The following is a 21,020-nucleotide window of genomic DNA, read 5'->3' as shown; positions in this document are numbered from 1 at the left end:
TGGATTCCTCGCTGTGCGCACAGGTCCGGGAAGCTCCTACCGGCAGACTGGCGAGGTCTATCGGGGCGATGAAGTCTCGGTCTACGACCGGCGCGGAAACTGGTATGCCATCACCTGCATGTCGGGTCGTTGCATGCAGCCGATTTGGGGAACGCCGATGCCATCAGGCTGGGTGTCGAGCAAATATGTCGATGCACGCGGTGTTTGCCCCTGAGCCGGAGGACCGGTGATCGCGCGCCGCTGTTGCGCGCAAGACCGCGGATAATTGGAAATTGCGATTGTGCTTCTTTCATGCGAAGACCACGGTTCAGGATCATTGTCTGAAGTCATAGGCTTGTTGGGAGAAAGCAATTGAAAAACAACACCGTAATTCTGGCGCTCGGCCTTTGTGCCAGCCTGGTCACATCGGGCGCATTCGCTGAAACGCGGATCACCTACAAATCCGCGAAAACCGGGTCATCCTACTATCAGATGGGTGTGCAACTGGCGGAAGCGATGAAAGCCGGCACCAATGGCGACATCATCGTCACCGTGGAGGAAAGCCAGGGTTCTGTTCAGAACGTGATGGAGGCAAAGGCGCGCGGCGGCGACTACGTCTTCACCACCCCGCCGGCGCTTGTCGGTCTCGCCCAGGGCGGCAAGGCCATGTTCGAGGGCAAGGGTGATCCCAAATTCGACGACATCCGGGCGCTGTTCCCGATCCCGTCGCTGACCATGCATTTTGTCATGTCGGCTGACAGCGGCGTCACCGATTTCGCCGGCATGGAAGGCAAGACCATCCTTCTGGGCAAGGGCTCGTTCGGTGCCACCGAAGGCGAGAAATATCTCAATCTGTTCGGTCTTGAAGGCAAGGTCAATCTGGCCGAAGTCGAGCTGTCAAACGCCGTGCCGGCGCTCAAGAACGGCCAGATCGACGGGTTTGTCACAGCCGGGTCGTGGCCCGCTCCCAATGTCATCGAAGCTGCGGCCTCCGCCGATGTGGTGGTGCTGTCGCTAAGCGACGAGCAGATCGCCGGGACCAAGCGCTCCAAGCTGGTGATCCCCGCCGGGACCTATGCCGGCCAGACCGCCGACATCGCCACAACATCGCTGCCTGTCGCCGCGTTCACCACCACCGCGATGAGCGATGACGCCGCCTATGAGCTGACCAGGACATTCTGGGAAAGCAAGACCGCGATGGCCGAAGATGCGCCGTGGTGGAAGGGCGTCGACAAGTCGCTGATGGCCAACATCACCAGCAAACTGCATCCCGGTGCAGTGCGCTACTATACCGAAGCCGGTTTTGAGCTGACTGCCGACCAGCAGTAACAGAGCACTGCTTTGCGCTGCGCATCCCTGCCTTGAGAGCGGGGGTGCGCAGACCGCGACGTTGCAAGACCGTCATCAATACCAAAGACCGGGAGCCTGTCGGATGCGAATGGCCATGATCGCCAGCGCCGCATGTCTGGTGGCATTTCATCTGGGGCTGATCTTCTGGGGGCTGGTTCCGAACCTGGTCAGCCGGCCGCTGCATCTGGCACTGGCCTTGCCGTGGATCTTCCTGTTTGCCGAGGGTGGCAGGCTCGCCCGCTGGAGTGGTGCTGTGTTTGGTGCACTCGGCATGGCCGCCAGCATCTGGGTCGCCTGGCAGCATTCCGCGCTTGGCGACCAGTACGGCTTTCTCGAAGGCAATTTCCAGATCGGTATCGCCGTCATTTTGCTGGTGGTGGTGCTCGAAGCCGCCCGCCGCGCGATCAGCTGGCCGTTGCCGCTGGTGGCTCTGCTGGCGCTGCTCTACGGGCTGTTCGGACAGTATATTCCCGGCGAGTTCGGTCATTCCGGCACGCCGCTTGCGAGCTTCCTCGGCACCCTGACCATTGCCGAAGGCGGCATCTGGGGCAGTCTTGCCGGTGTTTCGGTCAGCGTCGTAGCGATTTTCGTGATTTTCGGGGCGGTGCTCAATGCCGGGGAAGCCGGGCAGGGGTTCATGAACATCGCGTCCGCCGCTGCCGGCCGGCTCAGGGGCGGGGCGGCCAAGGTGTCGGTGATCTCCTCGGCGCTGTTCGGCTCGATCTCCGGCTCGGCCTCTGCCAATGTCGCTTCCACCGGCGCGATCACGCTGCCGGCGATGACGAAACTTGGCTACCCCAAGCGGCTGGCGGCGGCGGTCGAGGCGGTGGCGTCCTCGGGCGGACAGATCATGCCGCCACTGATGGGGGCCGGTGCCTTTGTCATGGTCGAACTTACCGGCGTGCCCTATACGGCGATCATGGCGGCCGCGGTGCTGCCGGCGTTCCTGTATTTCTTTGCCGTGTGGGTGGGGATCAACGCCTATGCCGGGCGATACGATCTGGCCGGGCTTTCGGCGGAAGACCGTCCGTCCCCGCGCGCCGTGTTCATCACCTCGGCGTTTTTCGCCATTCCCTTCGCGGTGCTGATGTGGGGCATGTTCGTCACCGGCATGACACCGCAATATGCCGCCAGCATGGCGATCCTGGTCGGGTTTGTGATGCTGTTTTTTCATGCCGACGGCAGGTTCGATCTCGGACGCACACTTGGCCGGCTGGAAAATGCCGTCATCAATGCGGCGCGGCAGGTCTCGATGATTGCAGCCATCATCCTGTGCGCGTCGATCATCATCGGGGTGCTGTCGATCACCGGGCTCGGCGTCAAGATCACCTCGCTGATCCTGTCGGCGTCGGGCGGGTTGTTGTGGCCGTCGCTGCTGTTGACGGCGCTTGCCTGTCTGGTGCTGGGCATGGAAGTGCCGACAACGGCAGCCTACGTCATCTGCGTTTCGGTCGCCGGTCCGGCGCTGATCAAGCTTGGGCTCGAGCCGCTGCAGGCGCATCTGTTCGTGTTCTGGTTCGCGCTGCTGTCAACCATCACCCCGCCGGTGTGCGGGGCAGTGTTCATCGCCGCCGGCATGATCGGCGAGAACTGGCTCAAGGTAGCGGTGACCGCCATGAGCCTCGGTGTCGGGCTCTACATCATTCCCCTGACCATGGTCGCCAACCCGGCCATCCTGGAAATCGCCATCAACCCGATCACGGCGCTGGTGGCGCTGGTGCAGATCGGGCTGGGGCTGGCGCTGATTTCTCATGCGCTGATCGGGGTGTTCAGGCCCTTGCACCGCGCCGGTCTCGGCATTGCCGGATTACTGGTGCTGTTTGGACCGGTGCTCTAAAATATCCGTGTTCGTCAGGTGAGCCTTGGCGACTATTCCCTGTCATCGCGAAGGCCGCTCAATGCCTGGACAATGTCCGCCTTGGAATAGGGTTTTTGCACCACCAGGGCGTTTGGGAACCGCTCGAGAAGGCTGGTCTGATCGCCATAGCCGGTCGCAAAAGCGAATGCGACCGAGCGGGCTTGCAGGGCAACTGCCACGCTCTCGCTGGTCTCGCTTCCCAGATTAACATCCAGAAGCGCGAAGCCGAGTTCGGTACTCTTGACGATGGCCATCGCGTCGCTGACATCGGATACGACATGGACCGACCGCGCGCCGAGTTCGCGCACGAATTCTTCGGCATCGAGCCCGATGATCATGTTGTCTTCGACGATGAGGACATTGCAATCAAGCTGCGGAATGGACACGCCGCCTCGTATCGGACTGGTCGCGCTGTCGGGCCTGTTCGGCAGCTTGATCGCCGCGACATAAGCTGCGGGGATTGTGAAATCAGCCTTCAACCCGGTGGGCTCGAAGCGCAATAGCGCGGTTCCCTTGAGTTCGAAAGGAATCGATTTTTCGATAATCGTGCTGCCGAAGCCGCGGCGCGATGGCGGACTGGTGATCGGCGGTCCGCCGGTCTCGATCCAGCGTATGTGAAAATGCCCGTCAGCTTCATGTGTGGTCGTGATTTCCAGCGATCCGTGCTGATTGCTGAGCGCGCCGTATTTGGCGGAGTTGGTGATCATTTCGTGAGCCACCAGCGCGAAAGTGGTAAATGCGCCGGGTTCGAGCAGCACATCAACGCCTTCGATCCGGACCCGGTCGGCGTTGCCATCCAGATAGGCCTCGACCTCAAGCGCGATCAGTTCGTGCGCTGACGCCGGGTTCCAGTTCTTGCGGGTGATCTGGTCATGGGCGCGTGCCAGAGCGTGGATCCGGCCGCCGACCACTTCGGTGAATTCGGAAACGCTGCGCGCTTCGCTCTTGCTTTGATTGACCAGCCCCCTGATCAGATTGAGAATATTGCGAACCCGGTGATTCAGTTCGGAAATCAGGATCTCCTGGCGGTCATGGGCCTGGCTCTGCTCTCTCAAGCTGGCGTCGCTCATGCGCAGCACCACTTCAAGCAATGTCACGCGCAAGGCCTCGGCGGCATAGACCTCGGTCGACGTCCAGCGAGCGCTTTGGTTGCGGACAACCTCGCGCCAGGTCTCGAAACTCTTGCGGGGCGTGAGTCTTGCGCCGTTCGGCCCGAGGCTCATCGGCTTTTCCGGGTTTCCTGCCCAGGAAACATTCTTTGCGATCTCGCTGCGAAACAGCACGATGTAATCGCGCGGCGAACGCGACACCGGCAAGGCCAAAAGCCCGGCTGCCCGGTCGGCGAATTCGGTTGCCGGTTGATAGACCTTGGCCAGATTGTCGGTGTTGAAAATGGTTCCCGGCGCGGTGGTGTTGAGGAACCTGGCCAGGCCATCAAACTCATCTGCTGACGGGGTCGATCCCTGACTAAAGAATTTCCCCCTGATCCAGCCGACTGCGCCGTCAAACGGAATGGCTTCCTGAATCGCCGCAGCGATCACATCGAAATTTTCTTCGATCTTGGCACCATCCGCCAGTTGCGTCATCAGCCGGTCATGAAGCGCCTGGCCCCGGGCCCGTTCGGCGCGCTCCACGTCGCCTTCCATCTGATCAAGCATGAAAGAGAACATCTGGCCGAACAATTCGGCAGCGGTGCGGGTATCGTAAGGAAGGGTGCGCGGGCTGTTGTGATGGCAGGCAAACAGACCCCACAATTCGCCGCGCTTGAGAATGGAGATCGACATCGAGGCGGCAACGCCCATGTTGCGCAAATATTCCAGGTGAATCGGAGAGACGGCGCGGGTCGAGCTGAGTGAAAGATCGAGCGGCTCCCCCGAAGGACTGATCGCCGGATGGATTTCCCAGCCTTCGTCGCCGACGTCGCTGATGATCCTCAGCAGGCTCCGCTTGTAGAGCTGCCGGGCCTGACTGGGAATGTCGGATGCCGGGTAGTGCAGCCCCTTGAATGAGTCCATGCCCGTGGTCAGCGCCTCGGCAATCACCCGGCCGCTGCCATCAGGCTGGAACTGGTAGACCATGACCCGGTCAAATCCGGTCAGTGCCCGAACCTGGCGTGCAGCGACCTTGCACAATTGTTCCACCGAACTGGCCTTGGCGATGCGGTCTACCATCGGCCGCACATAGGACGTCTGGTCAGTCTTGCTCCTTGCCTCATGGCGTTCGATCTCGATGACGACAGACCGCCCCGAAATGTGCAGCGCCAGGTCGAACAGATCGGGGCTCTTGGTCAACCGGCATTCGAACAGCCGCTGGACCGCATCGGGGCTGCCGAGCTGCTGCAATTTCGAACGGATGTCGTGGATTGCATCGGCGTCGAGTATATCGCTCAGCGGCCGGCCGACCAGGTCTTCGGCGTCCACGCCATCGATGAATTGATCAATGTTGCTAGAGGCGTGGTTGACGAACCAATCCGAAGACACGGAAATCAGAGCGCCAAATGACTGTACCTTGCCCAGAACGTGAATTGGCTCGCGATCGCAATTGGACAGATCGACAGCTTTGACGGGAGTGACGGTTTTCGCGTGGGTCATGCGTTACCTTCAGTCAAAGCAGCGTTTTCGAAACACCGAAAACAGGTAAGTGCGCCTGCCACGACGAGATCCTGTGCCTCGCCCTTGGCTTCAAGACCCTCCAATTGTGCCATGAGAGACCGCCATGTCAAACCGGCGTCCTCGCGGATGAGGTACCGGCCGGCGCGCAGCACATTTGCATCGCTGGAACGCAAGCGCCGCTTGTTGAGGATCTTTGATCCCATGTGCGATCCGGCGACGACATAAGCGTAGCCGAGCGGGTCGCCGTCCAGTTGCCCCCCTGGCAGCGGCGGTGCGCTGACAGGTTTGTGGCCGAGTGCTGCCAGGTCCGCCTCGATCAAGGCTGGCAGCGGCTCGAAATCATGGCCACTTTGCCGAAGCATGGGCATGGTTTGTTGCAGGGCTGTCTGATGGATCTGGAGAAACCGTGCAAGTCCGCACGCCATGGTCAGATCATACCCGGACATGACTGCATCGACACGGTTGTGCGCAGACACCGTGTCGGATTTCAATCTTGTCCGCAGATTGGTGCCTTTTTGCATCGTCATCGTGGTCTTATAGCCCAGTTGATTCCAAAAACATTAATCTAGGTTAATTCTGGAAGCTTATTTGAAGTGGTTTCAGGCGAAATGGGCCCGAAACGCGTGAATCGGCTGGATATCTCATGACGCGATCAGCCCAGATGGATCGGTGTGCCCGAGGGTGACGCTGTGGTTGCTGCAAAACCCTTCAGATCGAACCTTATCGGACCAATGCAGTGGCCTTGATGCGGTAGAACATTCTTCGTGCGTTAAATCAAATGTCCAAAGGCTGTTTTGGAACACGCAACTTCCCAGCCGCCGCCATTGTGTCCGAACGGTGTTCTCACTCACTCCCTGTCCGCATTTCCTAACCCTTCGTTAATCTTGACAGGATATTAACGGGACAAACTCACGGTCGAGATGGGAGTGGTTCCCATTGACGCCCATGGTGGCCCATGTTATCCCAAATGCCCAAGATCAGCAGGCGGGCACCCGCCGTTTCATCTCCATTTGGACCGCGGTTCCCGACCGGACCCGTCAAGGCGGCAAACGCTGCCTTTGGAATCCTGTGCGCGAAAGAACGGTGGCAAAGCGGGGGATCGATGGCGTGGAATCACAAGGCGGAAGCGGCGGTACAGAGTCATGAACCGGTTCCTGTCGAATGCGACAAACAGGATCGATGCGAAGGGGCGGGTTTCCGTGCCATCGATGTTTCGCGCCGTGCTGGCGCGCTCGGCGGTCGAAGAGCTCTACGCCTGGCAGGATTTCGTGTTTCCGGCGGTCTCGATGGCCGGACCGGAAGTGCTCGAGCGCTTCGAGCGGATGATCGGATCGCAGGATCCGTTCTCGGCGGAAGCCAACAAGATGTCGCTGCTCATTCATGGCGGCGGGGTGTTCATGAAGCTCGACGGCGAGGGACGGCTTCTGGTGACGGATTTCATCCGCGATTTCACGGGCATCACCGACAAGGTGACGTTCGCGGGGCGGGGGGATCATTTTCAGCTCTGGGAACCGGCGGCATTCGAGGAAATGCAGTCGCGCGCCCGGAAAGAACGGACGGCCAGTTCCTGACCGTTCGCAAAGGATGGAGAAACGGAATGGCGGCGGACATGGGCGATGGAGAGACTGACGCCCAAGGCGGACCTGTCCGTCACATTCCGGTTCTTCTGCGCGAGGTCATGGGCGCGCTTGCGCCTGTAGCCGGGGAGACCATCGTCGACGGCACGTTCGGGGCGGGCGGTTATACGGCCGCCATTCTCGAGACCGGGGCGGAGGTGGTCGGTTTTGACCGCGATCCCGACGCGATTGCCGCGGGTGCGGCGATGGTTGAGGCTTCGGGCGGCAAACTTGCGCTTATTCATGACCGCTTTTCTTCCCTGCTTGACCACGTCGAGGAAGCCAGTCTTGACGGCGTGGTGCTGGATATCGGCGTCTCCTCGATGCAGATCGACGAGGCCGAGCGCGGCTTTTCGTTCATGCGCGATGGTCCTCTCGACATGCGCATGGCGCAATCGGGCGTCAGCGCTGCCGATGTGGTCAACCGCGCCAAGCCGTCAGACATGACCCGGATTTTCGGAATTCTCGGCGAGGAACGCCATGCCGGCCGCATTGCCCGCGCCATCGAGGCCGAACGGCAGAAAGCCCCGTTTGAGACCACGCGGCAACTGGCCGGGCTGATCGAGAAGGTCTCGCCACGGCGGCCGCAGGACAAGATTCATCCGGCCACAAGAGTGTTCCAGGCGCTCAGGACCTATGTCAACGACGAACTCGGTGAACTGGCCGATACGCTGTTTGCTGCCGAGCGGGCGCTCAAGCCAGGCGGACGGCTGGTGGTGGTGAGCTTCCATTCGCTTGAAGACCGGATCGTCAAGCGCTTTTTCCAGGACCGTGCCGGCAAGGTGTCGGGTTCTCGTCATTTGCCGATGGTGGCCCAGCGCGCGGCCACCTTCACGCTGATCGGCAAGCAGCCGGTGACAGCCGGTGAGGCCGAATGCACGTCCAATCCGCGTGCACGCTCAGCCAAGCTGCGGGCCGGTTTGCGGTCGAATGCGCCCGCCGGCAAGGTCAGTCACGACATCCTTCCCGTCCCCAATCTCGCCGCACTTGCGGCGCTAGGAGGCTAAGCCATGTTGCGAACACTCGATTTGGTGCTGGTCGGCGCGATGATCGCGGCAGCCACCGTCACCTACCAGATCAAGCATGCCGCCGAGAACAAGCTCGAGCAGGTGCGCGAGCTTCAGGCCAAAATCAAGCTGCAGGAAGAAACCATCGACCTTCTGGAAGCTGACTGGAGCCTGCTCAACCAGCCCTCGCGCCTGCAGCGGTTGTCAACGGCATTTGAAGCGGAGCTCGGCTTGAAGCCGATCGAACCCACGCAAATGGCCCAACCCGACGAATTGCCTGGCCGCGCCAGCGATTTCGAAGCTGAAGTGGCAGAAAACAGAACCGATGCGAGTTTGACAACGGGATCGGTGAGACCATGAAAAGCTTGAGAACAATCCTGACGGGCATCAACCCGTTGGCCGGTCAGGCCGGGACCCGCAGCGCTTCACAGCACGGCTTCGAAGGCGTGCGCAAGGCGCAAGGCGCCCAGGCGAAGAACCGCATGATCATCGCCATCGCCTGTTTCGGGGTATTCTACGCCATCATTGGCGGGCGGCTGGTGCAGTACGGATTGCGGTCTCCCGAAACGGTGTCTTCCATCGCGCGCCCCGACCAGTTGCTGGTTTCGCGTCCGGATCTTCTCGACCGCAACGGCGAAGTGCTGGCCACCGACATTCGCACGGTGTCGCTGTTTGCCGAACCCAACAAGATCATCGATGCGGATGAGGCGATCGAGTTGCTCGCCACCGTGCTTCCCGATCTCGACATGCGCGGCATCCACCGCAAATTGTCGTCAAATTCCAGATTTCAGTGGCTCAGGCGCCAGCTCACTCCCAAGCAGCAAAGCCAGATCCTGTCGCTTGGCATCCCGGGCATCGGTTTCAGGCCGGAAACGCGGCGGTTTTATCCCGGTGGCCCCACCGCCTCGCATGTGGTCGGTCATGTCAACATCGACAACCGCGGCATCGCGGGGATGGAGAAATACATCGACGGGCAGGGGCTCGGCGACCTTGCCGCAGCCGGTTTGACGGTCAATGAAGACATGAATCCGGTGAAGCTGTCACTCGACTTGAGGGTTCAGCACGTGCTGCGCGACGAGCTTGCCGCCGCCATGGACCGCTACAAGGCGATTGCCGCCGCCGGGGTGGTGCTCAACATTCATACCGGCGAAGTCATCGGCATGTCCTCGCTACCCGATTACGATCCCAACAACCCGGTCGAAGCGCTTCAGAAAGACCGGCTCAACCGAATGTCGGCGGGCACGTATGAAATGGGCTCCACCTTCAAGGTGTTCACTACAGCGATGGGCCTGGATTCGGGCCAGATCAAGCTGACCGACGAAATCGACGCCCGCGGCTCGATTCGCATCGGCGGGTTCACCATCCGGGATTTCCATGGCAAGAACCGGATGCTGACGGTGCCGGAGGTGTTCATCTACTCCTCCAATATCGGCTCGGCGCGAATTGCCGACATGGTCGGCATCGAAGGACATCAGGAGTTTCTCACCCGGCTCGGACTGCTGTCGCGGATGCAGACGGAATTGCCGGAAGTGGCAACCCCGACCCAGCCGTCGGTCTGGAAGAAAATCAACTCGGTGACCATTTCATTCGGTCATGGCGTGGCTACCACGCCACTGCAAACGGCGGTGGCGGCGGCGGCGCTGATGAATGGCGGCAAGCTGATCGAACCTACCTTCATGCCGCGAACCGCCGAGGAGGCGGACAAGGTCGCCGTGCGGGTCATCCAGCCATCGACCAGCAAGAGCATGCGCGACCTGATGGAGATGAATGTCGCCAAGGGATCGGGCCGTCGGGCCGAGGTTGAAGGCTTCCATGTCGGCGGCAAGACCGGCACGGCTGAAAAAGTGGTCAATGGCCGCTACTCCTCGGCGGTGCGCTTCAACGCCTTCGTGTCGGCATTTCCAATCGACAATCCGGATTATGTCGTGCTGGTGGTGATCGATGAGCCCAAGCCGGAGGAAGGAAAATCCTCCGCCACCGCCGGTCTCAACGCCGCACCCATGGTCAGCGCCATCATTCGCCGTTCGGCAGGTTTTCTCGGAGTCAAACCGCGATTTGGAAACGGTTCACAGGAACTGTCCTTGTCATACTGAAAACACAAGTTGCGGGCACGGCATCGCCGGACACACTCAAAACGGCAGCCGCCGCCATTACGAGAGACCAGGGAATTTCATGAAACTGTCCGCGCTGATTGCAGCCCTGCCGCCACAGACCTTCTCAGCTCCGGCCCCGATGGAGTTCGACATGCCCGTGACCGGGCTGATCGCCGACAGCCGGGCGGTTGAACCGGGCAATGTGTTCTTCGCCCTGTCAGGCGTGAAAACCGATGGTGCACGTTTTGCTGTCGAGGCCGCCTCCAGGGGCGCAGGCGCCATTGTCGCCGCATTTGGCGCCGAGCTTGCGGATCTCACGATTCCGGTGCTCAGATCCGAAGACCCACGGCTTGCGCTGGCGCGCATGGCCGCCGCCTTCTTCGGGCCGCAGCCGCGGGTGATCGGCGCGGTGACCGGCACGGCGGGCAAGACATCAGTCGCCTCGTTCCTGCGTCAGGTCTGGGCACATGCTGGCGAGCAGGCGGCGATGATCGGCACCACCGGGGTGGTGGCGCCGGGCCGGATCGATTACGGCACACTGACGACACCCGACCCGGTGTCGCTTCACCGGCTTCTTGCCGAACTCGCCAGCGGCGGTGTCACCCATGCGGCGATGGAAGCATCCAGCCACGGGCTTGACCAGCGCCGGCTTGACGGCGTGGCGCTCAGCGTTGCGGGTTTTACCAATCTGGGCCGCGATCATCTGGATTATCATTCCGGCATGGACGGCTACATGGCCGCCAAGATGCGGTTGTTCGATACCTTGTTGCCGAAAGGCGCGCCAGCGGTGATCTTTGCCGATGATCCCTGGTCCGAACGCGCCGTCGAGGTTGCCGAACGGGCCGGCGCCCAGGTGCTGACGGTTGGCCGCAAGGGCGGTTTTCTCAGCCTCAAGCGGGTCGAGCACCTGCGCCACAAGCAAATCGCGGAAGTCCATCTGGATGGCAGGATTTTCGAGGTGCATCTGCCGCTGGCCGGCGATTTCCAGTTTTCCAACGCACTTGTCGCCGCCGGCATGGCGATAGCGACCGGCACATCGGCGGATCAGGTGATGGAGGCGCTGGAGCATCTCACCGGCGCTTCGGGCCGGCTTGAACTGGTCGGGTCGACCGCCGAAGGCGCGCCGGCTTACGTCGATTATGCGCACAAGCCGGAAGCCTTGCAGAATGTGCTGGAGGCAGTTCGGCCATTCACCACCGGACGGGTGATCGTGGTGTTTGGCTGCGGCGGCGACCGGGATCGCGGCAAACGACCGATCATGGGCGCCATTGCCTCCGAGCTTGCCGATGTGGTGATCGTCACCGACGACAATCCGCGCTCGGAAGCGCCTGCGGCCATCCGTGCCGAGATCATGACCGCAGCCCCCGGCGCGACCGAGATCGGCGACCGCGCCGAGGCGATCAAGCAGGCGCTCGGCATGCTCAAGGCCGGCGATACGCTGATCGTGGCGGGCAAGGGGCACGAGGAAGGACAGACGATCGGGGGCAAGGTGCTGCCGTTTTCCGATCGCGCGGAAATCCGCAAGGGACTGGAGGAGCTGAAGGCATGAGCCTGTTGTGGACCTCTCAAGACATGATCGAAGCCATGGGCGGGCGTCCGCTCGGCGTCATGCCCGAAGGCATCACCGGGATCTCGATCGACAGCCGGACTGTTGGCGAGGGAGAAGCCTTCTTCGCGATCAAGGGCGACAGGTTCGATGGCCATGATTTTGCCAGCGTCGCCGTGGCGAATGGCGCCAGCCTGCTGGTCGTGGCCGAATCCAAGCTTCCGGCACTTGGCCGGGTCACCGCGCCGATGATCGTGGTCAACGACGTGCTGGCCGCTCTCGAGGACCTCGGGCGTGCGTCGCGCGCCAGGTCCGAAGCAAAAATCATCGCCATCACCGGTTCGGTGGGCAAGACGTCCAGCAAGGAAATGCTGCGCCGGGCGCTTGCCGAAAGCGGAGAGGTGCATGCCTCTGCAGCCTCGTTCAACAATCACTGGGGCGTGCCGCTGACGCTGGCCAGGATGCCCGCCACGGCGGCCTTCGGCGTGTTCGAGATCGGCATGAACCATGCCGACGAGATTCGCCCGCTGGTTAAGATGGTTGGCCCGCATGTGGCGGTCATCACCACGATTGCGGCGGCGCATATGGGAAATTTCAAAAATCTCGGTGAGATTGCCGCCGCCAAGGCGGAGATCATGGAGGGGCTTGGCAAGGATGGGTATCTTCTTCTCAATCGTGACAATGAAAAATATGGCTGGCTGAAAAAGCATGCCGGAGAGGTGGGGCTCAAGCAGGTCTATTCCTTCGGAGAAAACGCCAAGGCCAACTACCGCCTGCTTGATTGCCAGTTGTTGCCCGATTGCTCGACGATCACCGTCGGCATCCGCAGCGAGAAGTTCGACGTCAGGATCGGCGCGCCGGGGCGGCATCTGGTGCAGAACGCGCTCGCAGTGATCGGTGCCGTGCACCTGGTTGGCGCGGATCTGGGCAAGGCTATCCATGCGCTGGCCGGGATGTCGGCCGAAAAAGGACGCGGTGCGCGTCACAGGCTGAAGATCGATGGCGGCAGCTTTGTGCTGATCGATGAAAGCTACAACGCCAATCCCGCCTCGATGCGCGCGGCGTTCGAAGTGCTGCGCGATACGCCGGTAGGCGATGGCGGACGCCGCATCGCCGTGCTCGGCGACATGCTGGAAATGGGACGCTTTTCAGACCGTGTGCATCGCGATCTGGCCGGACCATTGCGTCAGGCCAGGGCCGATCTGGTGTGTCTCGCCGGCCCGGAAATGCTGGCGCTCAAGGACGAACTGGGATCGGACATTGAAACGGTCTACCGCGATGACGCGGACGGCCTGGCGGACTATCTCAAATCAAATCTCAGGGACGGGGATGCGGTGATGGTCAAGTCATCGCTCGGCATCGGCTTCGGGCGCATCGTCAAGGCGTTGCTTGACAAGTATCCGGCGCTGTCTGACAGCAGCACTCAAAGCTAACGGCGCTAGGAGACCGAAATTTATGCTTATCTGGTTGGTGGATCTGGCGGACGAGGTCCAGTTTTTTAATCTTTTCAGATACATCACCTTCCGAACCGGGGCGGCGATGTTTACCTCTGCGCTGATTGTGTTTCTGTTCGGACCGCGAATCATCGCGTCTTTGCGGCTGCGGCAGGGCCGGGGACAGCCAATCCGGGCAGATGGACCTCAGACCCATTTCCTCAAAGCCGGCACGCCGACCATGGGCGGGTTGATGATCCTGGCGGGCATCGTCGGTTCGTCGCTGCTGTGGGCCGACCTGTCGAGCGTCTATGTCGTCACAACGCTTCTGGTGACGCTCGGTTTCGGCGCGATCGGATTTTACGACGACTATCTCAAGGTCACCAAACAGACCGACAAGGGATTTTCCGGCAAGGCCCGGCTCGGATTTGAATTCCTGATCGCGGGAGTGGCGGTGTTTTTCATCATGCAGGCCTCGATGGCTGCCTCCACCGTCAATGGATCGGCCTTCGGATCCTCCGTGGCGTTTCCGTTTTTCAAGGACCTGCTGCTCGATCTGGGATGGTTCTTCATCTTCTTCGGTGCGTTCGTGATCGTCTCGGCGGGCAATGCGGTCAACCTCACCGATGGGCTGGACGGGCTGGCCATCGTTCCGGTGATGATCGCGGCAGCCTCGTTCGGGGCGATCGCCTATCTCGCCGGCAATGCGGTGTTTGCCAATTACCTGCAGATCCATTTCGTGCCCGGCACCGGTGAACTGGCGGTGATCCTTGGTGCCGTCATCGGCGCAGGACTGGGCTTTTTGTGGTTCAATGCACCGCCTGCGGCGATCTTCATGGGTGACACCGGTTCGCTGGCGCTGGGTGGGCTGATCGGCACCGTGGCGGTTGCGACCAAGCACGAGATTGTCATGGCCATCATCGGCGGCCTGTTTGTCATCGAAGCGTTGTCGGTGATCATCCAGGTCGCCTCGTTCAAGCTGACCGGCAAGCGGGTGTTCCTGATGGCGCCGATCCACCATCATTTCGAGAAACTCGGCTGGACCGAGAGCCAGGTCGTGGTGCGGTTCTGGATCATCTCGGTCGGGCTGGCGATGATCGGCCTCGCGACGCTGAAATTGAGGTAGTCGATGATTCCGGCATCCACATTTGGCGGACGACGGGTGGCGCTTTTCGGGCTGGGCGGATCCGGCCTCGCCACAGCGCGGTCGCTGGCCGCCGGCGGCGCCGATATCGTGTCATGGGACGACAATCCGGCCCAGGTCGAGGCAGCCCGCGCCGCCGGGCTCACCGTCGGTGATCTTCGAGACGTCGACTGGTCGGTGCAACAGACGCTGGTCTTGTCGCCGGGCGTGCCGCTGACCCACCCCAAGCCGCACTGGACAGTCGACCTCGCCAACGCCCACAATGTCGAAATCATCGGCGACGTCGAAATTTTCGCGCGCGAGCGGCGGGCGCATGCGCCGGGCAGCCCGTTCATCGCGATTACCGGGACCAACGGCAAATCGACCACGACCGCGCTGATCGCGCATCTGATCGCCCACAGCGGCCGCGATGCCCAGCTTGGCGGCAATATCGGCACGGCGGTTCTCACACTGGCGCCGGCCGCGCCAAACCGGGTGCATGTTGTCGAGTGCTCGTCCTATCAGATCGATCTGGCGCCTTCGCTCGACCCGAGCGCCGGACTGCTTCTCAATCTCACCCCCGATCATCTCGACCGGCATGGTTCGATGGAGCATTACGCCGCGATCAAGGCACGGCTCGTGGAACGAAGCGATGTCGCCATCATCGGGGTAGACGACGACTGGTGCAGCGGCATTGCCGACCTGCTGGAAAGCCAGGGCCGAAGGGTCGTTCGGATCTCGAAGGATCAAGCTCTTACGCATGGCTTGTTCGCGAACCGGGCGATGATCCGTGAGGCGAAGGACGGCGTGGCCATCGACCTGGCTGATCTGGGCGCTGTTGCGACCCTGCGCGGCGCGCACAACGCGCAAAATGCCGCCGCCGCGATCGCCGCCTGCCGGACCGTCGGGCTGAGCGATGACGAGATCCGCGCCGGTCTTGCCACCTTTCCCGGCCTCAAGCACCGGATGCAGCCGGTGGCGCGGAAGGGCCGGGTTGTCTTTGTCAATGATTCCAAGGCCACCAACGCCGAAGCCGCGGCGCCCGCGCTCAAGAGTTACGAGCGGATCTACTGGATTGCCGGAGGATTGCCGAAAGAAGGCGGAATTGCTGCACTCGAGCCTTTGTTCGACCGCATCGCCAAGGCTTATCTGATCGGCGAAGCGGCGGCGGGTTTTGCGGCGAGTATTGGCGCCCATGCGCCCTTCGAGATCTCCGGCACGCTCGACAACGCGGTCCGTGCTGCGGCAAGGGATGCGGCGGAAGATGCGGCGGAGATGCCGGTGGTGCTGTTGTCGCCGGCCTGCGCCAGTTTCGATCAGTACCGGAATTTCGAGGTTCGCGGCGACGCGTTCGTAAGCCTGGTGTCGGGTCTGGATGGTAATCACATGCTCGTCGATGTTCAAAACAATGGAGAACAGCATGGTTAGCCGGGTTGAACGCGGGTTGGTCGCCGACTGGTTCTGGACCATCGACCGCCTTTTTCTGGCGGTTTTCATCGGGCTTATGGGGATCGGGCTGATGCTGTCCTTCGCGGCCAGTCCCGCCGTCGCCGAACGGCTGGGACTCGACAGTTTTCATTTTGTCACGCGGCACGGATTTTTTCTGATTCCGGCCCTGGTGGTGATGGTCGGGGTGTCGTTTCTAAGCCCGCGGCAGGTGCGGCGTTCGGCGCTGATTCTCTTGGCCGGTTCGATCGCCATGATGGTTCTGGCGCTGTTTTTCGGTGTCGAGGTCAAGGGCTCGCGGCGCTGGATTTCGATACTGGGAACATCGGTCCAGCCGTCGGAGTTCATGAAGCCGGCGTTCGTCATCATCTGTGCGTGGCTGTTTTCGGAACGGTCGCGGCATCCCGAAATCCCCGGCAACCTGTTCGCCATCATCCTGTTCGGCATTGTCGCAGCGCTGCTGGTGGCGCAACCCGATCTGGGCCAGACCATGCTGACGGCCGCGGTCTGGGGCGGCATGTTCTTCATGGCGGGCATGTCGTGGATCTGGATCGTGCTTCTGGGCGGGGTCGCGGTAAGCGGCGCCGTCTCCGCCTATCTCATGTTTCCGCACGTGGCCGACCGCATCAACGGCTTTCTCTTCGGAGAGGGCGACAGCTTCCAGGTCGACACCGCGCGCGAGGCGATTATCCGGGGCGACTGGCTGGGTCAGGGCCCGGGCGAGGGCACCATCAAGCGTATCCTGCCCGACAGTCACACCGATTTTGTCTTCTCCGTCGCGGCCGAGGAATTCGGCATCATCTTCTGCATGGTTCTGGTGATGCTGTTCGGGTTCATTGTCATTCGCGGACTTATGCGCGCCGGTCGTGAGCACGATGACTTTACCCGGCTGTCGGTGGCGGGGCTTTCGCTGCTGATCGGGTTTCAGTCCTTCATCAATATCGGCGTCAATCTCGAGTTGCTGCCGGCCAAGGGCATGACACTGCCGCTGATCTCCTATGGCGGATCATCGATGATCGCGGTTGCCATCACCGCGGGCTTCATGCTGGCGCTGACCCGGCGGCGGCCGGAAAGCCGGGCCAAGCCGCGCGCCATCTACCGGCCGGCGGCAAGTGTGGCGGCGGAATAGCATCATGGCTGAAAGCAAACTCTTCCTGCTGTCGGCCGGTGGCACCGGCGGACATCTGTTCCCGGCCGAAGCGCTGGCGCATGAACTCTCCGCGCGCGGTCACCGGGTGCACCTGGTCACCGACAAACGCGCCGAACGCTTTGCTGGAAAATTTCCCGCGTCCGAAATCCACATCGTCCGCTCGGCCACCATCGGCTCGAAGAACCCGGTCAAGGTGATCAGGTCATTGTGGACGCTGTTTCAGGGCGTGCGTGAAGCCGGCAGGCTGTTGCGCAGGATCAGACCTGACGCGGTGGTCGGCTTTGGCGGGTATCCGACCATTCCACCGCTGATTGCGGCGTCGAATGCCGGAATTCCGTCGATGCTGCACGAACAGAATGCGGTGATGGGACGCGCCAACAAGGCGCTGGCATCGCGCGTCAAGGTGATTGCCGGCGGCTTTCTGCCCGAGGGCAAGGGTGCTCATGCCGCCAAGACCGTGATCACCGGCAATCCGGTGCGTCCCGAAGTCATCGCGGCGGCGGCGATTCCCTATGTCCCCTCAATGGAAGTCGAACCGTTCCGGCTGGTGGTGTTCGGCGGCAGCCAGGGCGCGCAGTTTTTCTCCGATGCGATCCCCGCGGCCATCGCGCTGTTGCCTGATCCGCTGAGGGCGCGGCTGGTGCTCACCCAGCAGGCGCGGGCCGAAGACGAACCGCATGTCAGGGCGCGGCTTCAGGAGCTGGGCGTCAAGGCCGAGGTCTCGCCGTTCTTCACCGACATGGCGGCGCGCATCGGAGCGGCGCATCTGGTGATTTCGCGCTCCGGTGCCTCGACCGTCTCGGAAATTGCCGTGATCGGCCGCTCGGCCATTCTGGTGCCTTATCCCTATGCGCTCGATCATGATCAGGCTGCCAATGCGCAGGCGCTGATGGCAAAGGGCGGGGCCAGCGTTGTCAGGCAATCGGAGCTTAGCCCGCAGGTCCTGTCGGACATGATCGCCGACCGCATGACCGATCCTGCCGGCCTTGCCGCCACCGCCGCCGCCGCCCAGGCCACCGGAAAACCCGACGCCGCGCGCTTGCTTGCCAATCTTGCAGAAGCTATTGCGGAAGGTGTCAGCATCGAGCAATTCAGGAGCACTCCCGCATGAAAATGCCGCAAACCATAGGCCTTGTTCATTTTGTCGGCATTGGCGGCATCGGCATGAGCGGCATTGCTGAGGTGCTCAACAATCTCGGCTACAAGGTGCAGGGGTCTGACCAATCCGACAGCGCCAATGTGCAGCGGCTGCGCGACAAGGGCATCGAGGTGCATATCGGCCATTCGGCGGCCAATCTCGGAGACGCCGAGGTGGTGGTGGTCTCGACCGCGATCAAGAAGAACAATCCTGAATTGATAGCGGCGCGCGAGCGCCTGCTGCCGGTGGTGCGCCGGGCTGAAATGCTGGCCGAGCTGATGCGTTTCCGCAATGCCATTGCCATTGGCGGTACCCACGGCAAGACCACCACGACCTCGATGGTGGCGACGCTTCTCGAAGCCGGCGGACTGGACCCCACCGTGATCAATGGCGGCATCATCAACGCCTATGGCACCAATGCCCGCATGGGCGAGGGCGAATGGATGGTGGTGGAGGCCGACGAGAGCGACGGCACCTTCCTCAAACTGCCCGCCGACATTGCCGTCATCACCAATATCGATCCCGAGCATCTTGACCACTACGGCACGTTTGACGCGGTGCGCCTGGCGTTCAGGCAGTTCGTCGAGAATGTGCCGTTTTACGGATTTGGCGTGATGTGCCTCGACCACCCGGAAGTGCAGGCACTGGTTTCACGCATCGAGGACCGTCGGGTCATCACCTATGGCGAAAATCCGCAATCGGATGTGCGCTATTTCAACCATCGCATGGACGGAGCGGTCTCGGTGTTCGATGTGGTGATCCACAGCCGCAAGACCGGGGCTTCGGTTGAGCTGAAGGATCTGCGGCTGCCGATGCCGGGCAAGCACAATGTCTCCAATGCCGTGGCCGCGATTACCGTGGCCTTTGAACTGGGGCTTTCGCCGGAGCAGATCGCCAAGGGGCTTGGTCAGTTTGGCGGGGTGAAACGCCGATTTACCAACACCGGAAGCTGGAATGGCGTCGAGATTTTTGATGATTACGGCCACCACCCGGTCGAGATCAAGGCGGTGCTTTCGGCTGCCCGCGATGCCTGTCAGGGCCGGGTGATCGCGGTGGCCCAGCCGCACCGCTATACGCGGCTCGAAAGCCTGTTTGACGATTTCGCCGGCTGTTTCAACGACGCCAACACGGTGATCATGGCTCCGGTCTATGCCGCCGGCGAAGAGCCGATCGAGGGCATCAATTCGGCGGCGCTGGTCTTCAGCATGAAAGCCGGCGGCCACCGTGACGCCCGGCTGATCGACGGCCCGTCGGCGCTGGCGCCGTTGATCGCCGAGATCGCCAAGCCGGGCGACTATGTCGTTTGTCTCGGCGCAGGCACCATCACGCAATGGGCCAACCAGTTGCCCAAGGAGCTCAATGCGCTCAAGCCCGCGCCTGATCACGGGGGGGATGCATGAAGCCGCTGCAGGTCGATGGTGAAAAGCTGCTGGCGTCGCTCAAGGACAAGCTCGACGGCGTGCGCGGCCGGCTGACGCCCAATTCCGACATGTCGAAGATTACCTGGTTCCGCACTGGTGGGCCGGCGGAGTTGTTGTTTCAACCCGCTGACGAGGATGATCTGGCAATTTTTCTTGCCGCGCTGCCGGGGGAGATCCCGGTTCTGCCGGTTGGCATCGGCTCCAACCTGCTGGTTCGTGACGGCGGCATCCCCGGTGTGGTAATCCGGCTTTCGGCCAAAGGCTTTGGCCAGGCCGAGCAGATCTCAGACACGCGGCTTTCGGCAGGTGCAGCCTGTCCGGACAAGCATCTGGCGGCCTTGGCGCTTGAGGTCGGGCTTGGCGGATTTCATTTCTATCACGGCATCCCCGGGGCCATAGGCGGCGCACTGCGCATGAACGCCGGCGCCAATGGCGTGGAAACCCGCGAGCGCGTCGTCGAGGTTCACGCCGTTGACCGCAAGGGCGGACGCCATGTGCTTTCCAATGCCGACATGGGGTATGCCTACCGCCATTCGTCCGCACCGGGCGATCTGATCTTCACCCGTGCCATCTTCGAGGGCACACCCGCTGACAAGGCCGAGATCCGCGAAGCCATGGACGCGGTGCAGCACCACCGCGAAACGGTGCAGCCGATCCGCGAAAAGACCGGCGGATCGACCTTCAAGAACCCTGAAGGCCATTCGGCCTGGAAGGTGATCGACGGGGCCGGCTGCCGCGGGCTGACCGTGGGCGGCGCGCAGATGTCGCCGATGCACTGCAATTTCATGATCAACACCGGCACGGCTTCAGGCTATGAACTGGAGAACCTCGGCGAAACCGTTCGCGCGCGCGTCATGGAAAATTCCGGCATCCGGCTTGAATGGGAAATCAAGCGGCTGGGGCTGTTCGAACCGGGGCAGGTGGTGCAGGAGTTCCTGGGCCAGATGGTCTGAAAACCGGGCGTTTCGATCCGGGCTTTTGCGCAGTTGATTTTCCGGAGCAAGCCGTACGGACATGCAGCAGCAATGCTCAAACGCTCATTCTGAGTTCGGTCTGACGCGACGCATTGGGCCCTGCTGCATAAGGACATCTTTAACATCGCTGGCTTACCATGCGCATCGCGAACGGGAGTGTATTCATGGTGGCCGTGATCCGAAATTGGATCGTCAAGCAGCTCATGCTGGGCGAGTTCAGGTCATACCGGGACGTGTGTCGCAAATCGGTCCTGGTGGGGCTCAAGGCGGGGGC

17 protein-coding genes are annotated in these 21,020 nt (G+C 61.8%); 15 read left to right on the top strand and 2 right to left on the bottom strand.

The window, feature by feature from the left end:
- The 3 genes from ABJN75_RS02855 to ABJN75_RS02845 form a co-directional block, all read left to right on the top strand.
- Positions 1-214, top strand: a 214-nt coding sequence (locus ABJN75_RS02855) for an SH3 domain-containing protein (protein WP_348436662.1), incomplete at its 5' end; no start/stop codon positions are given.
- Between the two features lie 137 nt (positions 215-351).
- On the top strand, positions 352-1,308 hold the full coding sequence (locus tag ABJN75_RS02850) for a TAXI family TRAP transporter solute-binding subunit (RefSeq protein ID WP_348436660.1): 957 nt from the start codon (positions 352-354) through the stop codon (positions 1,306-1,308).
- 109 nt (positions 1,309-1,417) lie between these two features.
- Complete coding sequence (locus ABJN75_RS02845; protein ID WP_348436668.1) at positions 1,418-3,166, top strand: TRAP transporter fused permease subunit; 1,749 nt, start codon at positions 1,418-1,420, stop codon at positions 3,164-3,166.
- 32 nt (positions 3,167-3,198) lie between these two features.
- On the opposite strand, the gene ABJN75_RS02840 is transcribed toward ABJN75_RS02845, so the two are convergent.
- Both ABJN75_RS02840 and ABJN75_RS02835 read right to left on the bottom strand, forming a co-directional pair.
- Positions 3,199-5,778: an HWE histidine kinase domain-containing protein gene (locus ABJN75_RS02840; protein WP_348436658.1), complete on the bottom strand. Its 2,580-nt coding sequence runs from the start codon at positions 5,776-5,778 to the stop codon at positions 3,199-3,201.
- Positions 5,775-6,326 (bottom strand): biliverdin-producing heme oxygenase, encoded by a 552-nt coding sequence (locus ABJN75_RS02835; protein WP_348436656.1) that lies wholly within the window; start codon positions 6,324-6,326, stop codon positions 5,775-5,777. Before ABJN75_RS02835 ends, ABJN75_RS02840 begins: the two co-directional genes overlap by 4 nt.
- Before the next feature lie 615 nt (positions 6,327-6,941).
- Between ABJN75_RS02835 and mraZ the strand changes: the two genes are divergently transcribed.
- From mraZ to murB, 12 genes are all read left to right on the top strand, one after another.
- A complete protein-coding gene (gene mraZ, locus ABJN75_RS02830) occupies positions 6,942-7,370 on the top strand; it encodes a division/cell wall cluster transcriptional repressor MraZ (protein WP_348436654.1) in 429 nt (142 codons plus the stop codon).
- A gap of 26 nt (positions 7,371-7,396) precedes the next feature.
- Positions 7,397-8,422, top strand: a complete 1,026-nt coding sequence (gene rsmH / locus ABJN75_RS02825; protein WP_348436652.1) for a 16S rRNA (cytosine(1402)-N(4))-methyltransferase RsmH — start codon at positions 7,397-7,399, stop codon at positions 8,420-8,422.
- A gap of 3 nt (positions 8,423-8,425) precedes the next feature.
- Entirely contained in the window at positions 8,426-8,782 is a 357-nt protein-coding gene (locus ABJN75_RS02820) for a hypothetical protein (RefSeq protein ID WP_348436650.1), read from the top strand.
- The gene (locus ABJN75_RS02815; protein WP_348436648.1) at positions 8,779-10,515 is read left to right on the top strand and encodes a penicillin-binding protein 2; all 1,737 of its coding nucleotides are present in this window, start codon (positions 8,779-8,781) and stop codon (positions 10,513-10,515) included. The genes ABJN75_RS02820 and ABJN75_RS02815 overlap by 4 nt, the downstream gene beginning before the upstream one ends.
- Positions 10,516-10,654: 139 nt before the next feature.
- Positions 10,655-12,064, top strand: coding sequence for a UDP-N-acetylmuramoyl-L-alanyl-D-glutamate--2,6-diaminopimelate ligase (locus ABJN75_RS02810; RefSeq protein ID WP_348436666.1), 1,410 nt, complete (start codon positions 10,655-10,657; stop codon positions 12,062-12,064).
- On the top strand, positions 12,061-13,494 hold the full coding sequence (locus tag ABJN75_RS02805) for a UDP-N-acetylmuramoylalanyl-D-glutamyl-2,6-diaminopimelate--D-alanyl-D-alanine ligase (RefSeq protein ID WP_348436646.1): 1,434 nt from the start codon (positions 12,061-12,063) through the stop codon (positions 13,492-13,494). Before ABJN75_RS02810 ends, ABJN75_RS02805 begins: the two co-directional genes overlap by 4 nt.
- A 22-nt stretch (positions 13,495-13,516) precedes the next feature.
- Positions 13,517-14,620 carry a phospho-N-acetylmuramoyl-pentapeptide-transferase gene (mraY, locus tag ABJN75_RS02800; protein ID WP_348436644.1) on the top strand — a complete coding sequence of 368 codons (1,104 nt, stop codon included), beginning with the start codon at positions 13,517-13,519 and terminating at the stop codon, positions 14,618-14,620.
- Between the two features lie 3 nt (positions 14,621-14,623).
- Positions 14,624-16,045 (top strand): UDP-N-acetylmuramoyl-L-alanine--D-glutamate ligase, encoded by a 1,422-nt coding sequence (gene murD, locus ABJN75_RS02795; RefSeq protein WP_348436642.1) that lies wholly within the window; start codon positions 14,624-14,626, stop codon positions 16,043-16,045.
- Positions 16,038-17,192 (top strand): putative lipid II flippase FtsW, encoded by a 1,155-nt coding sequence (ftsW, locus tag ABJN75_RS02790; RefSeq protein WP_348436640.1) that lies wholly within the window; start codon positions 16,038-16,040, stop codon positions 17,190-17,192. The genes murD and ftsW overlap by 8 nt, the downstream gene beginning before the upstream one ends.
- Positions 17,193-17,196: 4 nt before the next feature.
- Entirely contained in the window at positions 17,197-18,324 is a 1,128-nt protein-coding gene (gene murG, locus ABJN75_RS02785) for an undecaprenyldiphospho-muramoylpentapeptide beta-N-acetylglucosaminyltransferase (RefSeq protein ID WP_348436638.1), read from the top strand.
- Positions 18,321-19,751, top strand: coding sequence for a UDP-N-acetylmuramate--L-alanine ligase (gene murC / locus ABJN75_RS02780; RefSeq protein ID WP_348436636.1), 1,431 nt, complete (start codon positions 18,321-18,323; stop codon positions 19,749-19,751). Before murG ends, murC begins: the two co-directional genes overlap by 4 nt.
- 5 nt (positions 19,752-19,756) lie before the next feature.
- Entirely contained in the window at positions 19,757-20,725 is a 969-nt protein-coding gene (murB, locus tag ABJN75_RS02775) for a UDP-N-acetylmuramate dehydrogenase (protein ID WP_348436664.1), read from the top strand.
- Positions 20,726-21,020: the final 295 nt, after the last annotated feature.

Origin of the sequence: Hoeflea sp., assembly GCF_039975035.1 — a bacterium.
In the GTDB taxonomy this organism is placed as follows: Bacteria; Pseudomonadota; Alphaproteobacteria; order Rhizobiales; family Rhizobiaceae; genus Hoeflea.
The sequence above is the reverse complement of the archived record's forward strand: the minus strand, read 5'-3'. Positions and strand labels throughout refer to the sequence as shown.

What these genes read in the sequence shown, in the direction of transcription:
- ABJN75_RS02845 (WP_348436668.1), top strand. Translation starts at nt 1,418, where the DNA reads ATGGCCATGATCGCCAGCGCCGCATGTCTGGTGGCATTTCATCTGGGG.
- ABJN75_RS02840 (WP_348436658.1), bottom strand. Translation starts at nt 5,778, where the DNA reads ATGACCCACGCGAAAACCGTCACTCCCGTCAAAGCTGTCGATCTGTCC.
- ABJN75_RS02835 (WP_348436656.1), bottom strand. Translation starts at nt 6,326, where the DNA reads ATGACGATGCAAAAAGGCACCAATCTGCGGACAAGATTGAAATCCGAC.
- mraZ (WP_348436654.1), top strand. Translation starts at nt 6,942, where the DNA reads ATGAACCGGTTCCTGTCGAATGCGACAAACAGGATCGATGCGAAGGGG.
- rsmH (WP_348436652.1), top strand. Translation starts at nt 7,397, where the DNA reads ATGGCGGCGGACATGGGCGATGGAGAGACTGACGCCCAAGGCGGACCT.
- ABJN75_RS02820 (WP_348436650.1), top strand. Translation starts at nt 8,426, where the DNA reads ATGTTGCGAACACTCGATTTGGTGCTGGTCGGCGCGATGATCGCGGCA.
- ABJN75_RS02815 (WP_348436648.1), top strand. Translation starts at nt 8,779, where the DNA reads ATGAAAAGCTTGAGAACAATCCTGACGGGCATCAACCCGTTGGCCGGT.
- ABJN75_RS02810 (WP_348436666.1), top strand. Translation starts at nt 10,655, where the DNA reads ATGGAGTTCGACATGCCCGTGACCGGGCTGATCGCCGACAGCCGGGCG.
- ABJN75_RS02805 (WP_348436646.1), top strand. Translation starts at nt 12,061, where the DNA reads ATGAGCCTGTTGTGGACCTCTCAAGACATGATCGAAGCCATGGGCGGG.
- mraY (WP_348436644.1), top strand. Translation starts at nt 13,517, where the DNA reads ATGCTTATCTGGTTGGTGGATCTGGCGGACGAGGTCCAGTTTTTTAAT.
- murD (WP_348436642.1), top strand. Translation starts at nt 14,624, where the DNA reads ATGATTCCGGCATCCACATTTGGCGGACGACGGGTGGCGCTTTTCGGG.
- ftsW (WP_348436640.1), top strand. Translation starts at nt 16,038, where the DNA reads ATGGTTAGCCGGGTTGAACGCGGGTTGGTCGCCGACTGGTTCTGGACC.
- murG (WP_348436638.1), top strand. Translation starts at nt 17,197, where the DNA reads ATGGCTGAAAGCAAACTCTTCCTGCTGTCGGCCGGTGGCACCGGCGGA.
- murC (WP_348436636.1), top strand. Translation starts at nt 18,321, where the DNA reads ATGAAAATGCCGCAAACCATAGGCCTTGTTCATTTTGTCGGCATTGGC.